Annotated in this window: 18 protein-coding genes; 6 read left to right on the top strand and 12 right to left on the bottom strand. The window is 70.7% G+C overall.

Features of this window, described 5'->3' with window-relative positions:
• Positions 1–11 precede the first annotated feature (11 nt).
• The 5 genes from ACZ6S0_RS37890 to purD form a co-directional block, all read right to left on the bottom strand.
• Positions 12–953 (bottom strand): EamA family transporter, encoded by a 942-nt coding sequence (locus ACZ6S0_RS37890; RefSeq protein ID WP_465924150.1) that lies wholly within the window; start codon positions 951–953, stop codon positions 12–14.
• 581 nt (positions 954–1,534) lie between these two features.
• Positions 1,535–2,824, bottom strand: coding sequence for a GTP cyclohydrolase IIa (locus ACZ6S0_RS37895; RefSeq protein WP_344884905.1), 1,290 nt, complete (start codon positions 2,822–2,824; stop codon positions 1,535–1,537).
• A 201-nt stretch (positions 2,825–3,025) separates the two neighbouring features.
• Positions 3,026–4,291 carry a UDP-N-acetylglucosamine 1-carboxyvinyltransferase gene (gene murA / locus ACZ6S0_RS37900; RefSeq protein ID WP_344884908.1) on the bottom strand — a complete coding sequence of 422 codons (1,266 nt, stop codon included), beginning with the start codon at positions 4,289–4,291 and terminating at the stop codon, positions 3,026–3,028.
• Between the two features lie 77 nt (positions 4,292–4,368).
• Entirely contained in the window at positions 4,369–5,205 is an 837-nt protein-coding gene (locus ACZ6S0_RS37905) for a phosphoribosylaminoimidazolesuccinocarboxamide synthase (RefSeq protein ID WP_465924151.1), read from the bottom strand.
• Positions 5,202–6,416, bottom strand: coding sequence for a phosphoribosylamine--glycine ligase (gene purD / locus ACZ6S0_RS37910; RefSeq protein WP_465924152.1), 1,215 nt, complete (start codon positions 6,414–6,416; stop codon positions 5,202–5,204). The genes ACZ6S0_RS37905 and purD overlap by 4 nt, the downstream gene beginning before the upstream one ends.
• Before the next feature lie 435 nt (positions 6,417–6,851).
• Between purD and corA the strand changes: the two genes are divergently transcribed.
• Positions 6,852–7,883 (top strand): magnesium/cobalt transporter CorA, encoded by a 1,032-nt coding sequence (gene corA, locus ACZ6S0_RS37915; protein ID WP_465924153.1) that lies wholly within the window; start codon positions 6,852–6,854, stop codon positions 7,881–7,883.
• A 38-nt stretch (positions 7,884–7,921) separates the two neighbouring features.
• Here the strand turns inward: corA and ACZ6S0_RS37920 are convergent, their stop codons facing one another.
• Positions 7,922–8,839 carry a glycerophosphodiester phosphodiesterase family protein gene (locus tag ACZ6S0_RS37920; protein WP_465924154.1) on the bottom strand — a complete coding sequence of 306 codons (918 nt, stop codon included), beginning with the start codon at positions 8,837–8,839 and terminating at the stop codon, positions 7,922–7,924.
• A gap of 109 nt (positions 8,840–8,948) precedes the next feature.
• Here ACZ6S0_RS37920 and ACZ6S0_RS37925 point away from each other — a divergent pair, with 109 nt between their 5' ends.
• Entirely contained in the window at positions 8,949–9,599 is a 651-nt protein-coding gene (locus ACZ6S0_RS37925) for a GNAT family N-acetyltransferase (RefSeq protein WP_465924155.1), read from the top strand.
• A gap of 7 nt (positions 9,600–9,606) precedes the next feature.
• Here ACZ6S0_RS37925 and ACZ6S0_RS37930 read toward each other — a convergent pair whose 3' ends face one another.
• The 3 genes from ACZ6S0_RS37930 to fbaA form a co-directional block, all read right to left on the bottom strand.
• Positions 9,607–10,890 carry an adenylosuccinate synthase gene (locus ACZ6S0_RS37930; protein WP_465924156.1) on the bottom strand — a complete coding sequence of 428 codons (1,284 nt, stop codon included), beginning with the start codon at positions 10,888–10,890 and terminating at the stop codon, positions 9,607–9,609.
• Between the two features lie 100 nt (positions 10,891–10,990).
• The gene (locus tag ACZ6S0_RS37935) at positions 10,991–11,401 is read right to left on the bottom strand and encodes a DUF3151 domain-containing protein (protein WP_465924157.1); all 411 of its coding nucleotides are present in this window, start codon (positions 11,399–11,401) and stop codon (positions 10,991–10,993) included.
• 34 nt (positions 11,402–11,435) lie between these two features.
• The gene (fbaA, locus tag ACZ6S0_RS37940; RefSeq protein WP_465924158.1) at positions 11,436–12,458 is read right to left on the bottom strand and encodes a class II fructose-bisphosphate aldolase; all 1,023 of its coding nucleotides are present in this window, start codon (positions 12,456–12,458) and stop codon (positions 11,436–11,438) included.
• A 127-nt stretch (positions 12,459–12,585) separates the two neighbouring features.
• Here fbaA and ACZ6S0_RS37945 point away from each other — a divergent pair, with 127 nt between their 5' ends.
• Together ACZ6S0_RS37945 and ACZ6S0_RS37950 are read left to right on the top strand one after the other, a co-directional pair.
• Positions 12,586–13,299, top strand: a complete 714-nt coding sequence (locus tag ACZ6S0_RS37945; protein ID WP_465924159.1) for a DedA family protein — start codon at positions 12,586–12,588, stop codon at positions 13,297–13,299.
• 83 nt (positions 13,300–13,382) lie between these two features.
• Positions 13,383–13,808: a hypothetical protein gene (locus ACZ6S0_RS37950; RefSeq protein WP_465924160.1), complete on the top strand. Its 426-nt coding sequence runs from the start codon at positions 13,383–13,385 to the stop codon at positions 13,806–13,808.
• A gap of 29 nt (positions 13,809–13,837) precedes the next feature.
• On the opposite strand, the gene pyrE is transcribed toward ACZ6S0_RS37950, so the two are convergent.
• Both pyrE and ACZ6S0_RS37960 read right to left on the bottom strand, forming a co-directional pair.
• Positions 13,838–14,371, bottom strand: coding sequence for an orotate phosphoribosyltransferase (gene pyrE, locus ACZ6S0_RS37955; RefSeq protein WP_465924161.1), 534 nt, complete (start codon positions 14,369–14,371; stop codon positions 13,838–13,840).
• Between the two features lie 42 nt (positions 14,372–14,413).
• On the bottom strand, positions 14,414–15,109 hold the full coding sequence (locus tag ACZ6S0_RS37960) for a hypothetical protein (RefSeq protein WP_465924162.1): 696 nt from the start codon (positions 15,107–15,109) through the stop codon (positions 14,414–14,416).
• A 107-nt stretch (positions 15,110–15,216) separates the two neighbouring features.
• Between ACZ6S0_RS37960 and ACZ6S0_RS37965 the strand changes: the two genes are divergently transcribed.
• Together ACZ6S0_RS37965 and ACZ6S0_RS37970 are read left to right on the top strand one after the other, a co-directional pair.
• Positions 15,217–17,559: a sigma-70 family RNA polymerase sigma factor gene (locus ACZ6S0_RS37965; protein WP_465924163.1), complete on the top strand. Its 2,343-nt coding sequence runs from the start codon at positions 15,217–15,219 to the stop codon at positions 17,557–17,559.
• A 186-nt stretch (positions 17,560–17,745) separates the two neighbouring features.
• Positions 17,746–19,086, top strand: coding sequence for an NYN domain-containing protein (locus tag ACZ6S0_RS37970; RefSeq protein ID WP_465924286.1), 1,341 nt, complete (start codon positions 17,746–17,748; stop codon positions 19,084–19,086).
• A gap of 196 nt (positions 19,087–19,282) precedes the next feature.
• On the opposite strand, the gene ACZ6S0_RS37975 is transcribed toward ACZ6S0_RS37970, so the two are convergent.
• Positions 19,283–19,912 carry a response regulator gene (locus tag ACZ6S0_RS37975; RefSeq protein WP_344884954.1) on the bottom strand — a complete coding sequence of 210 codons (630 nt, stop codon included), beginning with the start codon at positions 19,910–19,912 and terminating at the stop codon, positions 19,283–19,285.
• Between the last annotated feature and the right edge of the window lie 3 nt (positions 19,913–19,915).

Genomic DNA, 19,915 nt, shown 5'->3' on the forward strand with positions numbered 1-19,915 from the left:
GGGCGACGGGGTCAGGTGGCCCCGACCTCCTCGGGGACGGGCACCCGGTACTTCGCGCGCCGTTCGGTCGACACCACGAGGGCGACGCCCACCAGGATCACCAGGCCGCCGAGCACGATCTGCACCGTCACGTGCTCGTTCACCACGAGCACGCCCAGGATCACGGCGACGACGGGGTTGACGTAGGCGTACGTCGAGACCAGCGAGATCGGCGCGTTGCCCAGCAGCCACGTGTACGCGGTGAACCCGACCAGCGACCCCACCAGCACCAGGTAGGCGATCGCCGCCCACGAGCGCCCGGACACGGCGGCGAAGTCGAGTCGCTCCCCGACGGACGCGCCGACCACGGCCAGCCCCGCGCCGCCGACCAGCATCTCGATCGCGCTGGCCGTCCACACGTTGGCGGGCATGGGGATGCGTCCCGACAGGAACGAGCCGACCGACCACGACAGCGACGCGAGCAGGATCACCACGATGCCCGTCGTGCCGGCCGCCTCGCCGCCGCCGTTCAGCGACAACGCCGCCACCCCGCCGAACCCGACCAGCACCCCGGTCACCGTCAGCACCGCCGGCCGGTCTCTGGCCACGATCCTGAACACCACCAGCCACAGCGGCACGGACGCCACGAGCAGCGCGGCCAGGCCGCTGGAGATGTGCTGCTCGGCCACCGCGACCATGCCGTTTCCGCCGGTCAGCAGCAGGAGCCCGACCAGCGCCGCGCCGCCGAACTGGCGCAGGGACATCCGGAACGGCGCCAGACCCTTCCTGATCAGCAGGAAACCGGCGAGCAGCAAGGCGGCCGTCACGAACCGGAGCGCGCCGTGGAGCAGCGGCGGCATGGTCTCGATGGTGATCTTGATGCCGAGATAGGTCGAGCCCCACACCACGTAGACGATCGCCAAGGCGCTCCAGACCATGAGGGGGGAACGACCGTCAGTAGCGTTTGCGCTCATGGGTCATGACTGTACAGGTGAGGCCCGACAAAAGGCCCACGAGTATCAGACGTTGGACTATGGCGGGATTTGAGCGACATGTAGGCCCACCGCTCGCCGTCGCGCCCGCCGCTCGGCGGTCACGCTGACGGCGTCGGCGCCCGGCGCCGCATCAGGGAGACCGCTCACCGGTGGAACGCGCTCTCACGGCCCTCACAGCCCCGCGCAGCCCCATGCTGGCCCTCGGACACATGAGTCATTTCCCCAACGCCCCGGCAAGCTGCCCGAAACCCATCAGATCTCTACCACCAGCCCACAGCGTTGCTCGAAACAGCGTGGAACCCACCAGAACCATTCATCAAGAACGCCGTCACCTCAACGCACCCATGCGGAGAACCGGCGCCGGAAGAATTTGGTGCCCCCGTCCGAATCCCATCGATCGGGGGCGTCCGTGAACATACCCTCATCTACACGGGTCAACCAATTAGTTCACAAGAGTCAACGCGCAAGTTCGCGAACCTGACACCTTCCGTCAATGCCGAAGCCACGCCGAGGTGGCCCGCCGCGTGGACAGCGGCGGGCCTCCCCGGAAAAACGCCAGGTCAGCGGGGGCCCAGCTTCTCCACGATCAGCCGGTAGAGCTGCCGGGGCCGCCCGGGCTGCGGCGTACGGTTAGGCGGAAGCGGCCACGCGAGTCCCTCGTCAACCAACGTGCGCAGCAACCGCCGGGCCGTACGAGGCGTGACCCCCAGCATCTTGCCCGCGCCCTCGGCGTCGACCACCGTGTCTCCGCCTTCGAGCTTGGCCGCCAGCCTGGCCAGTACCTCCACCCCCTTCGGCTTCAGTGAGTTGGCCCCGGTCGGTGGCATCCGCGGGGCCGGGATGAGTGCCCGCCCCTCGCGGTCCACCGCGAAGCCCTGTGCCTGCTTGCCCGCCTGCGTGCGGGCCAGCGCGGCTCTCGCGTGTGACTCGGCGTCGTGCGTCGTTCGCCCCATTCCCACGCCGACCTCGACCGCCAGCCCCAACTCGTCCCTGATCCTGGCCGCGAACGGCAACACCCTGAACCCGTCGGTGGCCGCCGCGATCGAGCCCCTGGTGGCGGTCACCAGGTAGCTGTGATCGTCGATGGGCCAGACGGTGGCGTTGATCCGGTTCGCCTCCTGGACCAAGAGCCGGTGCAGCGACAGTCGCAACTCGTCGCGCCAGTAGCGGGGCGCGGCGCGGCGCACGGGTTCGCGCAGCGTCGGCACCTCCACCAGTACGACGGTGAGTTGCGACTCCTCCAGCCGGTGGTGCGCTCCGAGCAGCGCCGCGGTGTGCAGCGCCGTACGGACCGCCGCCGACGTCGGCCTGATCCTGATGACCGGCACGCCCGCGGTGTGCAGGCGTTCGGCCACCGCGGGCAGGCATGTCAGCGCTCCCGTGGTCGTGCCCTGCCGGGCCAGGCGTTCGTGGAAGGCCGCGATCGTGCCGGTGGCACCCGGCTCGTCGCGGTTGTGCACGTCCGCGGCGGGGATGCCGAGATCCGTGTACGCCTCCTCCACATCCGCCCTGCTGACCACGTCGATGCTGACCCTCTGTGGATCCAACCGGGTGTCGAGCGCCGCTTTCGCCAGCGCCGCCACCAGTGCTGCTCCGCCGAGTTGCACGTACGTCGCGGGCATCGTCAGCACGCCAGAACGCCTGGCCAGGTCATAGGGGACCGGGCTGGCGAACAGACATGCGTCGACACCGGGACCGAGCCGCGTCACCTTGTCGGGCGCCTCCTGCTCATCGCGGTAAGCGGCCGCGACCAGGCGACACGGCAGCGGTGCCGCTGCGTGACCCATCAGCATGACTCGCTCGACCAGGTCGTGGGGTCCGACCACGCCGATGGTGAGGTCCGGTGTCATAGCGCCCGGGCGTGACACTCGGGGAGTTTCTTCGGCCCTCTCGACCAATGTTCGTCCCATCCTGCCGTCCGTTGCAGTGTTCTCTTTTGGAACGATCGCTCGCGGGGGCCGTAATGTCACGCCCGACTTTTCCGGAAAGCCGTTCTGGTTGACCGTCCGACAAGATGTCTTAGCAGCTCAACGAGGTATTTCTCGGGTCTTTTAGTGGTCAGAAATCTCTCGTGTAATGTCCGCGCCGAGCGCACGCATTCGCGCCGCGAGATGCGCGTGGCCGCGGTCGATGAGGTATCCCGAGTCGATCACGGTCTCGCCCTCGGCGGCCAGGCCGGCGAGGACGAGCGCGATCCCGGAGCGCAGATCGTGGGCCGTCACCTGAGTGCCCGTCAGCGGGGTGCGGCCGCGGACGATCGCCCGGCTGCCGTCGACCTCCACGTTCGCGCCCATCTTGTTCAGCTCTCCGGCCAGGGCGAACCGGCCGTCGAAGATGCGCTCGTGGATGTAGCTGGTGCCCTCGGCCAGGGCGGCGACGGTCATCATCGGCGACTGCAGGTCGGTGGCGAAGCCCGGATAGGTGTCGGTGATGATGTTGATCGGCCGCAGCGGGCCCTCGCGGCGTACGTGCAGCACGGCGCCCTGCCGGTGGAACTCGACGCCCATCTGCTCCAGCTTGTAGCGCACCACGCCCAGGTCGAGGCCGGTGCCGACGAGGCTCAGCTCGCCCCCGGTGAGCGCCGCGGCCATCGCGAAGACGCCCGCGTCGAGCCGGTCGGGCATCACGGTGTGCTCGACCGCGTGCAGCTCGTCGACGCCCTCCACGGTGATGAACCCGGTGCCGCCGCCGCTGATGCGCGCGCCCATCTTGGTGAGCATGTCGATGACGTCGAGCACCTCGGGCTCCAGGGCCGCGTTCTCGATCACGGTGGTGCCCTTGGCCAGGGCGGCGGCCATGATGAGGTTTTCTGTGCCGGTGTGGGAGGGGGTGTCGAGGTAGAGGGTGGCGCCGGTCAGCCCGGACGCCTTGACGTGGATGACGGTCTCGCCCTCGTCCACGATCGCGCCCAGGCGCTTGTAGCCCAGGTAGTGGAAGTCGAGGTTGCGGCTGCCGAGGTTGCAGCCCCCGACGCCCTCCACGATCGCCTCGCCGAGGCGGTGCAGCAGGGCGGGGGTGAACAGCACCGATCCGCGGAAGCGCCGGGCGATCTCGGCGGGCAGGACGGGGCTGTTCACCCTGGAGGCGTCGATGACCAGCGTGCGCTCGGACTCGTGCAGCTCGACGTACGCGCCGATCGCCTCGGCCAGCTCGACCGCGCGGCGGACGTCTTCGATGATCGGCACGTTGCGCAGGACGGTGCGGCCCTTCGCGGCGAGCAGAGCCGCACCGATCATGGGAAGCACGGCGTTCTTCGCGCCCTGGATGAACGCGGTTCCACGCAGTGCGTTGCCACCGCGTACGCGGTAACGGACCATTCGTGCGGCTCCTTGGAATCAACGGTGGGGCTCGATCGGGCCAACAGTAGTCGCTAACACCAGATGACCCAGCCGAATCATCCGCTAAAGGGAACCCCCGTGACGCGCTCATATGCTTCTAGGTATCGCTGCCTGGTGCGCTCGACCACGTGGTCGGGGAGCCTGGGTGGGGGGTTTCCGGAGGATTTGTCCCATCCAGATTCGGGCGATAGCAGCCAATCGCGTACATATTGCTTGTCAAAAGAAAGCTGCGAACGGCCGGGCTGCCATTCGTCGGCCGGCCAGAAGCGCGAGGAGTCGGACGTCAGCACCTCGTCGCCCAACGTCAGCACGCCGTCGGAGTCCCAGCCCAGCTCGATCTTCGTGTCGGCGACGATGATGCCTCGCCCGGCGGCCAGGTCCGCGCCGCGCCGGTAGACGGCGAGCGTGATCTCCCTGAGCCGCTCGGCGGTCTCCGCGCCGACCTCCGCCACGACCTGCTCGTACGAGATCGGCTCGTCGTGCTGCCCCGCCGGCGCCTTCGAGGACGGCGTGAAGATCGGCTCGGGCAGCCGCGAACCGTCCTCGAGCCCCTCCGGCAGCGGCACGCCGGAGACGGCGCCGGTGGCGCGATATTCGTTCAGCCCGCCGCCCGTCAGGTAGCCCCTGGCCACGCACTCGACCTGGACCATCCGCAGCGGCCTGACCACCACGCTGCGCAGGTCGTCGCCGCGCGCCGCGACGTGGTTGGGCACGACGTCCTTGAGCTGGTCGAACCACCACAGCGACATCTGCGTGAGTATGGCCCCCTTGTCGGGGATGTCGGGCTCCAGGACGTAGTCGAAGGCGGAGATCCGGTCGGAGGCCACCATCAGCAGCAGGCCGTCGCCGGTCTCGTAGAGGTCGCGTACCTTGCCGGAGTGCACGTGCTTCATCGGGCGATGTCCGTTCGGTGGTGGGAGCCGCGCAGGCCGATCCGGCCGACGAGGTCGTAGGCGGCCCGGCGCGCGCTCTCCTGGTCGGGCCCGTGGCCCACCACGTCGAGCACCCGCCCGCCGGCCGACACCACGTCGTCGCCCGACCGCCTGGTGCCGGCGTGGATCACGTAGGCGTGCTCGGTCTCCTCGGGCCCGGTGATCACGTCGCCCTTCACGGGAGCCTCCGGATAGCCCTCGGAGGCGATCACCACGGTCACGGCGGAGCCCTCCTTGAAGACCGGGTCGAGCCCCAGTTCGCCGGTCGCGCACGCCATGAGCAGCCCGCCCAGCGGCGTCTCCAGCCGGTCGAGCAGCACCTGTGCCTCCGGGTCGCCGAAGCGCGCGTTGAACTCGACCACCTTCGGCCCCTTCGTGGTCAGCGCCAGCCCCACGTAGAGCACCCCCTGGTACGGCAGCCCGCGCCGGGTCAGCTCCCCGATCGTGGGATGCACGACCTCCCGCATGACCTGCTCGGTCAGCCCGTCGGGTGCCCACGTCAGCGGCGTGTAGGCGCCCATGCCGCCGGTGTTGGGACCCTCGTCGCCGTCGTGGGCGCGCTTGAAGTCCTGGGCGAGTTGCAGCGGCACGGCCGTGCTGCCGTCGCACAGCGCGAACAGCGACACCTCGGGCCCGTCGAGGAACTCCTCGATCACCACCCGCTCGCAGGACAGCGCGTGCGCCAGCGCCTGGGCGCGGTCGCCGGTGACGACGACGCCCTTGCCCGCCGCCAGGCCGTCGTCCTTGACCACGTAGGGGGCGCCGAACTCGTCGAGCGCCGCCGCGGCCTCCTCCTCGGTGACGCACGTCCTCGACCGTGCGGTGGGCACGTCGGCGGCCTGCATGACCTCCTTGGCGAACGCCTTGGAGCCCTCGATCATGGCGGCGTCGCGGGACGGCCCGAAGCAGGCGAAGCCCGCCTCGCGCACCGCGTCGCTCACCCCCGCCACCAGCGGCGCCTCCGGCCCGACCACGACCAGGTCGACCCGTAGCCGCTCGGCCAGCGCGGCCACCTGCCCGGGGTCGAGCGGGTTGACGGGGTGAACGGTCGCGACCCGCTCGATGCCAGGATTGCCTGGCGCGCAGTGGAGGTCGGTGACCTGGGGATCGAGGCTGAGCGAACGACACAGGGCGTGCTCACGCCCTCCGGAACCAATGACTAGAACGCGCACGCGGTCCATTGTCGCAGGCCCCCCGGCGTGTGCAGGCTCCGGTGGCCAGGACGGCGGATGCCGGAACAGGCGGCAGACTTTTGTGGAGTTCTACGGGAGCCGTCGGGCGCTGACCGAGTATCGTCGGATAGGTTCACCCGCCTGTGGTAAGTTAGGGCGGCTTTGCGGCGTCTCTAGTGATTGGAGGTGGTCCGGGATGAAACCTGGTGATCCCAGCAGTACGTGCTCCGACACGTACAGCCTGCGTACCCCCGACCACTCCAATCCGGCAGCCTGATCGTGCCTCCGCGCTTTTGTGTTGATTGAGGTGACTTCTTCGCGCGTGGAGTGCGCCCGGTCGGGCGGAAAGGGACTCCCATGCGCTCGTCCACCCTTTTCCGTCGTATCAACCGACACCCCGTACCCTCGCGCGCCCCGCGCCAGCTCGTGAAGCCGGTGCGTGAGGTGCACGTGCCCCCGGGTGACTCCGTCGTCGAGTTCGGCGCCTACGTCCAGGGCAAGAAGGTCTCCGCCGCCGGCATCGTCGAGGCGGTCGACCTCGTACGCGAGCACAACAAGAGCGCCGACGGCGCCAACGCCTTCGTCTGGGTGGGGTTGCACGAGCCGGCCGCCCCCGAGGTCGAGTGGCTCTCCGAGGTCTTCGGCCTGCACCCGCTGGCCGTCGAGGACGCCGTCAAGGCGCACCAGCGGCCCAAGGTCGAGCGGTTCGGCGAGTCGCTGTTCATGGTGCTCAAGACCGTCGCCTACCTCGACCACGACGAGCTGACCGCCACCAGTGAGATCATCGCGACCGGCGAGATCATGGTGTTCCTCGGCGTGGACTTCGTGGTGACGGTGCGGCACGGCGAGCACTGCCCGCTCACCATCGTCCGCGAGCGCCTCGAGGACAAGCCGAAGCTGATGAACCGCGGGCCCGCTGGTGTCCTGCACGCGATCTCCGACCACGTGGTCGACCAGTACCTGCAGGTGGCCGACCTCATGCAGCTCGAGCTGGAAGAGGTCGAGGCCACGGTGTTCGCGGACGTCAGCTCCCGCGACATCAACCGGATCTACCAGCTCAAGCGCGAGATGCTGGAGATGAAGCGGGCCGTCATGCCGTTGCAGTCGCCCATGGCGGCGCTGCCCCAGCGGCGGGTCATCCCCTCGGAGATGCGCGAATACTTCCGCGACGTCGGCGACCACCTGTCGCGCGTGTGCGAGCAGGTGGACTCGTCCAACGAGCTGTGCAGCTCGATCCTGCAGGCCGCGCTCGCCCGCTCGAACGCCCTGGCCAACGAGGACATGCGCAAGATCTCCTCGTGGGTGGCCATCCTGGCGGTGCCCACGATGATCGCCGGGGTCTACGGCATGAACTTCGACTTCATGCCGGAGACCAAGCAGGTGTGGGGCTACCCGGCGGTCCTCGCCCTGATGATCACCGTCTGCGTGCTGCTGCACCGCGGCTTCCGCCGCAACGGCTGGCTCTAGCCCGCCCGCGCTCCTAAAGCGTCTCGTCGTGAGGCCGCTCAGACGCCGACCGGCCTGAGCGGGCTCACGGGCTCGGGCAGGTCGAGGCCCCGCTCGCGCCACACCTCCCGCATCCGGTCGGGGTAGTCGGTGACGATCCCGGCCACCCCCAGGTCCAGCATCCGGCCCGCCAGGGCGGGCTCGTTGACGGTCCACACCACCACGTCGAGCCCGGCCGCCGTGGCCTGTGCCATCAGCGACTCGTCCACCATTGCGTGCTCGGGCGAGAGCGTGGTGGCCCCGGCCGCGCGCGCGGCGGCGGGCACGTCGGCGTCGATCCCGGTGTCGACGCCGTCGTTCCAGTGCAGGGTGTCCAGCTCGATGAGCGCGAAGCGGCGGGTGCCCGGGGCCAGCTCGGCGGCGTGCGTGATGACGCGCCAGTCGAAGCTGAGGATGGCGGCGTTGCCGAGCCGGCCGTGCCGGTCCAGCTCTTCGACGACCAGCTCGGTGAAGAGCCGGGGATCGGCGGTCAGCTCCGGCCTGGTCGGGTCGGACTTCAGCTCGATGTGCAGGCGTACGCTCTCGGCCTCGTACGCGTTCACCAGGCCGAGCACCGCGCCGAGCGTCGGCATGCGGGTCTCGGGCATGGGCACCTGGGTCGGCGCGAAGGGGTCGTCGGGGTGGCGCGGCAGGCGTACGCCGACGTCGAGCATGCGGAGCTGCGCCAGCGTCAGGGTGTTGATCGCCTTGCCGACGTAGGGGAAGAGCGGGTCGCCCGCGTGCACCGGTCGCCGGTCGGCGCTCGTGACGGCGGAGACCGTGAGGTCGTGCGTGAGCACGAGGCGGCGGTCGGCGGTGAGCGCGACGTCGAGCTCGAGTGCGTGGACGCCCAGCTCCATCGTGCGGCTCATACCGGGCAGGGTGTTTTCCGGCCAGAGGCCCCGTGCCCCCCGGTGACCATGAATCTCAACGCGCACAACCGGGACACTACCTGGCGCGGGGCGCCTCTAGGCAGTGCCACGCCGTGTCCTTTTTATCCTGCTACGCGCCGTCGTGTGGTTCTGGGCAGACAATAGGCTGTTCTCCATGATGGAGGTTCTCAAAACAGCCCATTACCCGACAGTTCGGGCATGGGTTGAAGGGTGGGTCATCTCCCGCAACGCCCCCCGGCCCGTACGCGAGCCGTGGGGCCTGCGCGTGGACGTCGGCCTGCCCGGCCACGTCGCCCGTCACGTCGTCTCCGCCCCGACGCCCGAGGTCCTCCGCCGCCTGACCGCCAGGCTCACCACCCCGGGCACCTGGCTCAAGCTCTGCGCACCGGCCGAGGCCGTCGTCCCGCTGCTGCCGACCCGCTGGGCCGTGCAGGACCCGGAGTTCATGATGACCGCGTCCCTGCTCGGCCGCACCCCGCCGGCGGCGCCGCCCGGCTACACGCCGGCCGTCACCACCAGGGCGGGCGTCACGGTGGTCCGGCTGCTGACCGCGGCGGGTGAGGTGGCCGCGCGGGGACAGTTCGCGGTCGCGGGCACGACGGCGGTCGTGGACCAGGTGGAGACGGCGGGCGACCACCGCCGCCGCGGCCTCGGCACCGTCGTCATGACGACGATCGCCGCCACGGCCGCCTCGATGGGGGCGCGCACGGGCGTCCTGGTCGCCACCGCCCAGGGCCGGGCCCTGTACGAGACGGTCGGCTGGACGCTGCACACCCCCATGACGGCGGCCGTACTCCAGCAGTGAGGGGCGGTCAGACCAGCGGGCGCACCACGATGGTCTGGTCGCGCCCAGGGCCCACCCCGATGGCCGAGATCGGCGCCCCGCTCATCTCCTCCAGGGTCCGCACGTACGCCTGCGCGTTCGGCGGCAGGTCCTCGAACGACTTGGCGCTGGTGATGTCCTCCTGCCAGCCGGGGAACTCCTCGTAGATCGGCTTGGCGTGGTGGAAGTCGGTCTGCGTCATGGGGATCTCGTCGTGCCGCACCCCGTCCACGTCGTAGGCCACGCACACCGGGATCCGCTCCAGCCCGGACAGCACGTCGAGCTTGGTCAGGAAGTAGTCGGTGACGCCGTTGACGCGGGTGGCGTAGCGGGCGATCACCGCGTCGAACCAGCCGCAGCGGCGGTTGCGGCCGGTCGTGACGCCGTACTCGCCGCCGGTCTGGCGCAGCCACTCGCCCATCTCGTCCGTCAGCTCGGTCGGGAACGGGCCCGAGCCGACCCGCGTGGTGTACGCCTTCAGAATGCCGATGATCTTGGTGAGCCGGTTCGGCGGGATGCCGGCGCCGGCGCACGCCCCGCCCGCCGTGGGCGAGGAGGAGGTGACGAACGGGTACGTGCCGTGGTCGATGTCGAGCAGCGTGCCCTGCCCGCCCTCCAGCAGCACGAACTTCTCCTCGTCCAGCGCCTTCGACAGCACCAGCGAGGTGTCGGCGATGTGCGGCTTGAGCCGCTCGGCGTAGGCGAGGTACTCATCGAGCACCGCCGCCGGGTCGATGCCGCGCCGGTTGTAGACCTTGGTCAGCACCTGGTTCTTCTCGGTCAGCGCGACCTCGATCTTCTTCTCCAGGATGCCCGGGTCGAGCAGGTCCTGGACGCGCACGCCCATACGGGCGATCTTGTCGCCGTACGCCGGGCCGATGCCGCGGCCGGTGGTGCCGATCCTGGCCTTGCCCAGGTAGCGTTCGGTCACCTTGTCGAGCGCCTTGTGGTGCGGCATGATCAGGTGCGCGTTCGACGAGATCAGCAGCCGCTCCGCGGAGATGCCCCGCTCGGCCAGCCCGTCGATCTCGCCGAGCAGCACACCCGGGTCGATCACCACGCCGTTGCCGATGACCGGCACCACCTCCGGCGACAGGATCCCGGTCGGCAGCAGATGCAGCGCGTATTTCTGGTCACCGATGACCACGGTGTGACCCGCGTTGTTGCCGCCCTGATAACGGACGACATAGTCGACGTCGCCACCGAGCAGGTCGGTGGCCTTGCCCTTGCCCTCATCGCCCCACTGGGCACCAACGAGAACGGCAGCCGGCATGGTTCAGTCTCCCGAGCACACAAACGAAAACCCCTGGCGCAAGCGCGACAGGGGCTCTTGCGTGGAGAGACTACCCGAACGTGTCTATTCGTCCCAAGGGTTAACCCTTGGTCAGCGCGTCGTAACCGGTTTCCGAACTGTCCTTGAGGAACTGCAGGCACCGCTCGGCCTCGTCCTTCTCGCCGATGGACTGGGCGGCCCTGGACAGCGCGTACAGGCAGCGCAGGAAGCCCTGGTTCGGCTCGTGCTCCCAGGGCACGGGCCCGTGTCCCTTCCAGCCGTTGCGACGGAGCTGGTCGAGCCCGCGGTGGTAGCCCGTACGGGCGAAGGCGTAGGACGTCACGGCGTGCCCCTGGGCGAAGTACTCCTCCGCCAGCACGGCCCACGCCCCCGGGTAGGCGGGGAATCGGGCTGCCACGTCGGAGGCCTTGGCGCCGGATTCCAGCGCCTGCCTGGCCTCGGGCAGATCCGGCAGGTGAGTCGGGGGCGGCCCGGCGAGAAGGTTATCCATAGGACAAGTCATACCCGCCGAGCCGCACACGTGGCTAGGAGATCTTCGTTCCGGCGCTCTTGAGGCTCTGGCACGCCTCCACGACGCGGGCCGCCATCCCCGCCTCGGCCGTCTTGCCGTACGAGCGCGGGTCGTAGACCTTCTTGTTGCCGACGTCGCCGTCCACCTTGAGCACGCCGTCGTAGTTCTTGAACATGTGGTCGGCGATCGGCCGGGTGAAGGCGTACTGGGTGTCGGTGTCGACGTTCATCTTGACGACGCCGTAGGAGATGGCCTCGTGGATCTCCTCGAGCAGCGAGCCGGAGCCGCCGTGGAAGACCAGGTCGAACGGCTTGTCCTGGCCGTATTTCGCGCCCACCGCGTCCTGGATCTCCTTCAGCACGCCCGGCCGCAGCTTGACGTGGCCCGGCTTGTAGACGCCGTGCACGTTGCCGAACGTGGCGGCCAGCATGTAGCGGCCCCTGTCGCCGATGCCCACGGCCTCGGCGGTGGCCAGCGCGTCCTCGGCCGTCGTGTAGAGCTTCTCGTTGATCTCGCCGACGACGCCGTCCTCCTCGCCGCCGACCACGCCGATCTCCATCTCCATGATGATCCGCGCCCTGGCGCACTTCTCCAGGAGCTCCTTGGCGATCTCCAGGTTCTCCTCGAGCGGCACGGCCGAGCCGTCCCACATGTGCGACTGGAAGAGCGGGTCGAGGCCCTTGGCGACCCGCTCCAGCGAGATGTCGAGCAGCGGCCGCATGAAGCCGTCGAGCTTGTCCTTCGGGCAGTGGTCGGTGTGCAACGCGATCGTGACGGGATATCCGGCCGCCACCACCCTCGCGTACTCCGCCAGCGCCGTGGCGCCGGTGACCATGTCCTTGACCGTGGCGCCCGAGAGGAACTCCGCGCCGCCGGTGGAGACCTGCACGATGCCGTCGCTCTCGGCCTCGGCGAAGCCACGCAGGGCGGCGTTCAGCGTCTGCGAGGAGGTCACATTGATCGCGGGGTAGGCGAATCCGCCGGCCTTGGCCCGGTCGATCATCTCAGCGTAGACCTCTGGAGTCGCAATAGGCATGTTTCATCTCCCTGAGAAGTTACGTCTTCGCGCCAGGCCCAGTATCTCGGGTCACTACCCGCTGGGGTAGAGACAACGCGTGCTCAATGGTCCCGTCGCGCATCTCCGCTCCAGGTAGGCTCTCCGGGTGGACTGGCTTTGGAATCTCCTCGACCCGACGTGGTGGCTCACGATTCTCGGTGCTTTCGCCACCATCGGCGTTCTCGCGATCATCTTCGCGGAGACGGGTCTGTTGCTCGGGTTCTTCCTGCCCGGTGACTCGCTGCTGGTGGCCGCGGGGATTTTCAGCTCGGCGTCGGTGGCCGGGGGAATGGGCATCGAACCGCTCTCGTTCCCCGTGCTGTTGATCGGCACGCCGTTGTGCGCGATCGGCGGGGCCCAGCTCGGCCATTTCCTCGGGGCGCGATTCGGCCGCAGGCTCTTCGACAAACCCGACTCGCGGTTGTTCAAGAGAGAGCACGTGGTCAGGGCCGAGGAGTTCTTCGAGAAGTTCGGTCCCGCCAAAGCGGTGATTCTGGCGAGGTTCGTGCCGATCGTCCGTACGTTCATGAATCCCGTCGCGGGCGTGCTCGAGATGACCCCCAAGCGTTTCCTGCTGTGGAACGTCGTCGGCGGCCTCGTCTGGGTCGAGAGCCTCCTCCTGCTCGGCCATTTCCTCGGCGGCCAGGTCGACCCCAAGCAGATCGACAGGTACATCCTGCCGGGCGTCTTCCTGATCGTGCTGATCTCGCTGATCCCCATCTTCGTCGAGGCGATCAAGCACCGCCGGTCCGGCAAGCGGCTCCCCGAGCCCAACGGCAAGCACCACCGCGTGCCGTCGAGCTGGGACGGCCAGTCCTGACGCGGAGCTGACCCCGCGGTCACGGGAACGGCGAAGCGCCAACGGGTACGCTGCCCCCTGTGGGACGCCACAGGTCAGCTCCGATGGGGTTCGGCCGACTTGCGCTCGCCGTCGTGGCCGCAGGGGCCGTGGTGACGCTCCTGGTCATCGGTGGCCGCGCGCTGATCGGCCCGCTCGGCGCGGCCGAGCGTGAGCCCGTCCCCACCCCCACCGCCGCGTCCACGGCAGGGTCCACAGCGGGGTCCACAGGGGAGGCCACGGCGCAGGCGCCGACCGTACGCATCGAGTGCCTCGCCGAGACCTGCCCTCTCGTCACGGTCCGCGTGCCGGGCGGCGACGTGCTGCAGTACCGCGAGATGAGCAGGGGCGAGGAGGTCAGCTACTTCGAGCCGGAACTCGACGTCGTGCTCAGCGACGCCGGCACCGTACGCGTCACCGAGAACGGCGAGCCGCGCCCCCAGGGCGAGCACGGCGCCCGCGAAGCCTTCACCGCACGCGCCCCCGGCTGACCACCCCGCGCACGCTTGCCGCCGCGCCTTTACAGCCCGAGGTCCCGCTGCGTGTACGCGGTGCGGTATTCGAGGCCCTCGGCGACGAGCCGCTCCGTGGCGCCCCGGTCGACGATGGTCGCCACGGCCACCACCTCGGCCCCCGCCTCGCGCAGCGCCTCCACGGCCGTCAGGGGTGAGGAGCCCGTGGTGGAGGTGTCCTCGACCACCAGCACCCGGCGGCCCTTGACCTCCGGTCCCTCGATCCGCCGCTGCATGCCGTGCGCCTTCTGCGTCTTGCGCACCACGAACGCGTCCAGCACCCGCCCGCGCGCCGCCGCCGCGTGCACCATCGCGACGGCCACCGGGTCGGCCCCCAGCGTGAGCCCGCCCACCGCCTCGTAGTCGAGGTCGGCCGTCAGGTCCAGCATCACGCTGCCGACGAGCGGCGCGGCCACGCCGTCGAGCGTGATCCGCCGCAGGTCGAAGTAGAAGTCGGCCTCCTTGCCCGAGGACAGGATGACCTTGCCGTGGATGATGGCCTTCAGCTTGATCTCGGCCAGCAGGGTGTCGTGATCCGTCATGGTCCCAAGCTTAGGGCCGCCCCGGGTCCGGGCCTCTGGGCGTCACGGGTCCTGGCCCAGCGTCCTGAGCAGGGCCAGGGCCTGCCCGTACGCCCTGGGCAGCGGGCGCACCCGTACCCGTGGCCGGTGCCCGTACAGGATGTTCGCGGACCGCAGCCGCGCCATTCTGGGCGGCAGCCGTTCGTCCATCCTGGTCACCGCGCCCACCCGGACCGGCCCCAGCAGCGCCAGCGTCTCGTCCCCGGGGAATGCCCCGCGCAGCGCGGTGGCCAGGTTGAGCACCGCCGCCAGCCGATCGGTCAGGTCCTCGGCCGGCGGCGAGGGCTCGGCCACCACCAGGCCCATCCCCGCGACCGTCCCCCGGTAGAGCTGCGCCAGCCTGGTACGCAGGTACGCCGCCGTGCCCAGCCCCGTCAGCGGATCCACGCAGTGCAGCTCCCCGATCGGCGCGAAGCTGTGCTCGGCCCACCCCGCCGCGAACGAGCGCAGCGCCGCGAACGGCGGCCCGCCCGCCCCCGCCACGGCGAACAGCGCCGCCAGGTCGTTCATGCCCTCCGCGACACCGACCCCCGCCCCCGCCCGCGCGGAACCCAGCGCCCAGCACGCCTGCGCCAGGTCGCAGCCGCCGCTCACCGCCTTGGCCACCACGTCCACCTCGGGCGTCCACCAGTCGTCGGCGAGCGACCAGCCCGCCGCCAAACTCCTGCCGCGCCAGCGCGACAGCACGTCCCTCTCCATCGGTCCTCCATCGGAACTCCCCGCAGTAAAGACGCGGGCGCGGTTTAGTCATGACGGTGAATGCGGAATGATTGCGCCTGGCAACCCCGCGTAATCGTGAGGTCACTATGGGTGTCGAATCTCCGCAAAGCGATGCAGACCTGCTTCAGGCCGTCAGAGGGGGCAATGCGGCTGCCTACGGGGAGCTCTACGAGCGCCACGTCGCCGCGGCCCGCGCGCTCGCCCGGCAACTCGCCAGGGGAGCGGAGGTCGAGGACGTGGTGGCGGAGTCGTTCACCAAGATCCTCGATCTGGTGGGCAGGGGCGGCGGGCCCGACTCCGGCTTCCGCACCTACCTGCTCACCGTCGTGCGGCGCACGGTCTACGACCGCTCCAGGGTCGAGAGCCGCCAGGTGACCACGGGCGAGATCGAGCTGTACGACCCGGGGGCGCCCTTCGTCGATCCCGCGCTCGTCGGGCTGGAGAAGTCGCTGATCGCCAGGGCCTACCTGTCGCTGCCCGAGCGCTGGCGGGCGGTGCTCTGGCACACCGAGGTCGAGCGGGCCAAGCCGGCCGACGTGGCGCCGCTGCTGGGGCTGTCGGCCAACGGCGTGGCCGCGCTGGCCTACCGGGCGAGGGAGGGGCTGCGGCAGGCGTACCTGCAGATGCACCTGGGCGTCGCGCCGCAGCACGAGTGCCGTCCCGTGCTGGGCAAGATGGGCGCCTACGTACGCGGCGGGCTGGCCAGGCGCGACTCCAAAGAGGTGGACGAGCACGTCAGCACGTGCGAGGAGTGCCACGGGGTGCTGCTCGAACTGACCGACGTCAACCGAGGGCTGCGGGTCATGGTGGGGCCGCTGATAGCGGGGCCGCTGTTCGGCGGCTACGCGGCGGCGCTGGCCAAGGCGGCGGCCGGGGGCAGCGGCGCGGGCGGGGCGCTGCGGGTGTTCGGCCGGTTGCGGCGGGTGCCCCGGCAGCAGCAGGCGGTCGTGGCCGGCGGCACGGCGGTGGCGGTGGCCGCGACGGTGGCGTTCCTGCTGGTCTCCGACGAGCAGCCGATCAGGACACCGCCGCCCGTGGCCTCGCCGGTCACGCAACCGCCCGCCTCGTCGGCTCCGGAGCCCGTGCCGGTGCCGGTGCCGAGTCAGCCGCCGGCGCAGGCGCCGCCGGTCCACACGGACGAACCGGGCAAGGCGAAGCTGCGGGCCACGATCGACGCGCTCGGCGCCCTCGTACGCGCCCGGCCCGGCATCGTCGCCGTCCGCCTGCGCAACTACGGCGAGGGCCCCAGCGAGAAGCTGGCCGCGCTCGTGGACCTGCCGCCCGGCGTGACCCTCGTCCCGACCGTACGGAACGGTCCGGGCGCCGCCGTCCACGCGCCCGTGGGCACGGTCGACGGCTGGTCCTGCCGCCCCACGAAGAGCGGGGCGCGGTGCGCGCGGGAGCCGCTGGAGGCGGGGCAGGGCACGGCGGTGTTCCTGCGGGTGCTGGTGGCCGACGAGGCGCCGCAGGGCGCGGGCCCGGCCGTCCGTGTCGCGTCGGGGGCGCTGCGGGTGCGGGCGCGGGCCGAGCAGGGCGTACGCACGACGGGCGCACCCGCCAGGTTCGCCACCGACGGGAAGGTGGTGGTCAGGGCCGTCGGCAACGCCCTGCTGAGCTGCCCGGAGGAGCGGGCGGGCTGCCAGGAGGCCAGGCGCCGACAGGGCGCGCAGCGCGACAACGACCTGTGGCCGATGACCGCCCTCGACCAGGACGGCCGGCCCGAGACCGAGTCCTCCAGCGGGGCCGCGCTGTCCCTGCCGAAGGGCAGCGAGGTCGTGTGGGCGGGGCTCTACTGGTCGGCGGCCACCGAGAAGGCCGGGCCGATCAAGCTCAGGCCGCCGGGGCGGCGCGAATACCTGACCGTCCAGCCCAGCCAGGTGACGGTGCGCGAGCTGCCGCTGGGCCCCGCCTACCAGGCGTTCGCCGACGTGAGCGACCTGGTCGGCGACGTACGCAGGAACGGCACCTGGTGGGCCGCCGACGCGCCCATGGAGGAGGGGGTCTCGCGCCATGCCGGGTGGAGCCTGGTGCTGATCGTCACCGATCCGTCCGAGCCGTACAGCCAGGCCGTGGTGCTCGACACGGCGGCCGTGGTCGGCGGCCGGTCGCGGCGGGTGTGGGTCCCGCTGGGCGGTCTGAGCCCGGCCGCCGCTCCCGCCAGGGCCGAGCTGGTCACCTGGGAGGGCGACGCCGACCTCGGGGGCGACAAGGTCTCGCTCGGGTCGGGCGCGCTCACCCCGGCCGGCGGCGACCGCGAGCATTCGAACGTCTTCGACGGGTCGTCCAACGGCGTGGCCGAGCTGACGTTCGGCGTCGACGTCGACACGGTCAGCGCGGAGCTGGGGGTCGATCCGGGGCTGACGATCGTGACGGACAAGGACGTCGTCCTGTTCGGGGCGGTCGCGCTGAGCGTACGGGCCCGATCGTGACGACAAACAGGACAAAATGGTACGGTCTGCCTGAACAGTCGGGCATGACGCCGAGCGGTTGCCGAATCGTCGGGATTAACCCCCGAGCGATCACCTGCTTTCATTACCCTGAGAGAGGGCCGCCGAGTCCGGTCTCTGACGGTGCAGAGCCAGCAAGGTCGGACCACCAGGAAAGGGGCGGTGTCAGTGGATCGCTGTGCGCTGTTCGTGGACGCTGGCTATCTGCTGGCTGATGGAGCGATGGCCGTGCACGGCACGCGTCATCGCGAGGCGGTTTCCTGGGACTATCCAGGGTTGCTGCAGCTCATGACCGGCCTGTCACGCGAACGCACCGGCCTGCCGCTGCTGCGGTGCTACTGGTACGAAGCGACGGTCGAGGGCCGCCGCACGCCGGAGCACGACGCGCTGGCCGACATACCGGGCCTCAAACTCCGGCTGTCCCGCATCAGGCCGGGCCGCCGCGAGGGCGTCGACGCGCAGGTCCACCGCGACCTGATGACCCTCGCGCGCAACAACGCCATCTGCGACGCGGTCGTGGTCAGCGGCGACGAGGACCTGGCGCAGGTCGTGTGCGACGCCCAGGACCTCGGCATCAGGGTGAGCGTCATCCACATCGCGACCGACGGCGGCTGGGCCGTCGCGCGGTCGCTGCGGCAGGAGTGCGACGACCTGGTGGAGCTGGGGGCGGTCCACCTGCGGCCGTACGTCAACCTGGTGACCGGCGTCGCCGAATCCTCCAACGGGCATCACCACCAGCCCATCAGCAACGGGCAGGCCGCCCACTCGCTGACCCCCGCGCAGCCGTCCCTGCCGCCCACCGCCCTGCCTACCGCCCTGCCCAACTCGCTGCCCGCGTCGTTGCCGCCGACTCCCGCCGCCGGGGGCGGGCACGCGGCCGGGCCGCCGTCCGGGCCGAACAGCCTGCCGTCGCCCGCCACCGGCGGACACTCGCAGAACGGGTCGTCCCCGAACGGGCCCGCGCTCAACGGGCCCGTCCTGAACGGGCCCGCGTTGAACGGGCCCGCCTCGGGGCGCGGCCAGTCGTCCACGCCGCCGGCGCTGCCGACGTACCCCGGCTACCAGCCCGAGCCGCAGCCCCCGGCCCAGCCGCCGCCCGCCGCCCCGGTCACCGGGCCCATCCAGGCGCAGCCTCCGTCGAGCCCGAACCTGGGCCAGTTCGCCGCGCCGCCGAGCGGGTCCTACCAGCCTTCGCAGCTCGGGCCGTACACGGGGCCGCAGGCCGCCCCGGTCTCGCCGCCCCCCGCCGCCACGGCGGGCGCCACGACGCTGGCCGACGCCGTCAAGGCCGCCCACCGCGAGGGCCACGACTTCGGCGAGTCGGTGGCCCGCGACGCCCCCGCACTGTGGCTGGAGGCGGTGCTCGCCAGGAAGCCCCGCATGCCGTCGGATCTGGAGGCCCGGCTGCTCCAGGGCTCTTCGCTGCCGATCGACTTCCTGCTCCACGACGAGGTACGCCACGCCCTGCGCCGCGGCTTCTGGGACGCTTTGGAACGCGCCCGCCACTGACCCCCAGCCTCTCACCACCACCTCGTAGCCTCTTCCATCGAGGCCCCTCCTCCGGCCGCCGCGGCCGTCGAGCCTTCCACCCGCTGAGCCTTCCACCCCACGCCGCCCAGCCGCCGCGTCGGCCTGCCCAGGGCATCCCGGTCACGCCGCGCGGGGACCGTCCCGGCAAGGCCACCCTCGCAGGACCGGCGTCAGGTCAGGAGAGCGCGTCGAAGCCCGCGCGCAGGTGGGTGACGCGGTCGGTCAGGTCGGCCAGGGGGACGGCCAGCGCCGGATCCTGCGACTTGCGGGCCAGCTCTCTGACCCGCGCCAGCTCGTCCTCGACCGCCGTCAGCCGCCGCGACAGCTCCGGCAGCACCGACGCGTGGTCGCCGGCCCCGGGCGGCAGCTCACCGGTGAGCCGGTCACGCAGCATCGACGCCTGCTCGGCCAGGCGTTTGTTCATGTTGTACAGCTCCGCGAACACCGACACCTTCGCCCGCAGCACCCACGGGTCGAACGGCTTGGTCAGATAGTCCACCGCGCCCGCCGCGTAGCCGCGGAAGGCGTAGTCGGGCGCGCTGTCGACCACGGTCAGGAAGATGATCGGGATGTTGCGCGTACGCTCACGCCGCTTGATGTGGGCGGCCGTCTCGAACCCATCCATGCCGGGCATCCGCACGTCCAGCAGGATGAGCGCGAACTCGGTGTTGAGCAGCGCCTTGAGCGCCTCCTCGCCCGACCGGGCGCGCACCGGCACCAGGTCGAGCGAGCTGAGGATGGCTTCGAGGGCGATCAGATTTTCCTCGCGGTCATCGACGAGGAGAATCTTGGCACGATCCGGCATCGA

Source organism: Nonomuraea sp. NPDC051298 (genome assembly GCF_055586305.1).

What these genes read in the sequence shown, in the direction of transcription:
- ACZ6S0_RS37890 (WP_465924150.1), bottom strand. Translation starts at nt 953, where the DNA reads ATGAGCGCAAACGCTACTGACGGTCGTTCCCCCCTCATGGTCTGGAGC.
- ACZ6S0_RS37895 (WP_344884905.1), bottom strand. Translation starts at nt 2,824, where the DNA reads ATGACACCGGACCTCACCATCGGCGTGGTCGGACCCCACGACCTGGTC.
- murA (WP_344884908.1), bottom strand. Translation starts at nt 4,291, where the DNA reads ATGGTCCGTTACCGCGTACGCGGTGGCAACGCACTGCGTGGAACCGCG.
- ACZ6S0_RS37905 (WP_465924151.1), bottom strand. Translation starts at nt 5,205, where the DNA reads ATGAAGCACGTGCACTCCGGCAAGGTACGCGACCTCTACGAGACCGGC.
- ACZ6S0_RS37925 (WP_465924155.1), top strand. Translation starts at nt 8,949, where the DNA reads ATGATGGAGGTTCTCAAAACAGCCCATTACCCGACAGTTCGGGCATGG.
- ACZ6S0_RS37930 (WP_465924156.1), bottom strand. Translation starts at nt 10,890, where the DNA reads ATGCCGGCTGCCGTTCTCGTTGGTGCCCAGTGGGGCGATGAGGGCAAG.
- ACZ6S0_RS37935 (WP_465924157.1), bottom strand. Translation starts at nt 11,401, where the DNA reads ATGGATAACCTTCTCGCCGGGCCGCCCCCGACTCACCTGCCGGATCTG.
- fbaA (WP_465924158.1), bottom strand. Translation starts at nt 12,458, where the DNA reads ATGCCTATTGCGACTCCAGAGGTCTACGCTGAGATGATCGACCGGGCC.
- ACZ6S0_RS37950 (WP_465924160.1), top strand. Translation starts at nt 13,383, where the DNA reads ATGGGGTTCGGCCGACTTGCGCTCGCCGTCGTGGCCGCAGGGGCCGTG.
- pyrE (WP_465924161.1), bottom strand. Translation starts at nt 14,371, where the DNA reads ATGACGGATCACGACACCCTGCTGGCCGAGATCAAGCTGAAGGCCATC.
- ACZ6S0_RS37960 (WP_465924162.1), bottom strand. Translation starts at nt 15,109, where the DNA reads ATGGAGAGGGACGTGCTGTCGCGCTGGCGCGGCAGGAGTTTGGCGGCG.
- ACZ6S0_RS37965 (WP_465924163.1), top strand. Translation starts at nt 15,217, where the DNA reads ATGGGTGTCGAATCTCCGCAAAGCGATGCAGACCTGCTTCAGGCCGTC.
- ACZ6S0_RS37975 (WP_344884954.1), bottom strand. Translation starts at nt 19,912, where the DNA reads ATGCCGGATCGTGCCAAGATTCTCCTCGTCGATGACCGCGAGGAAAAT.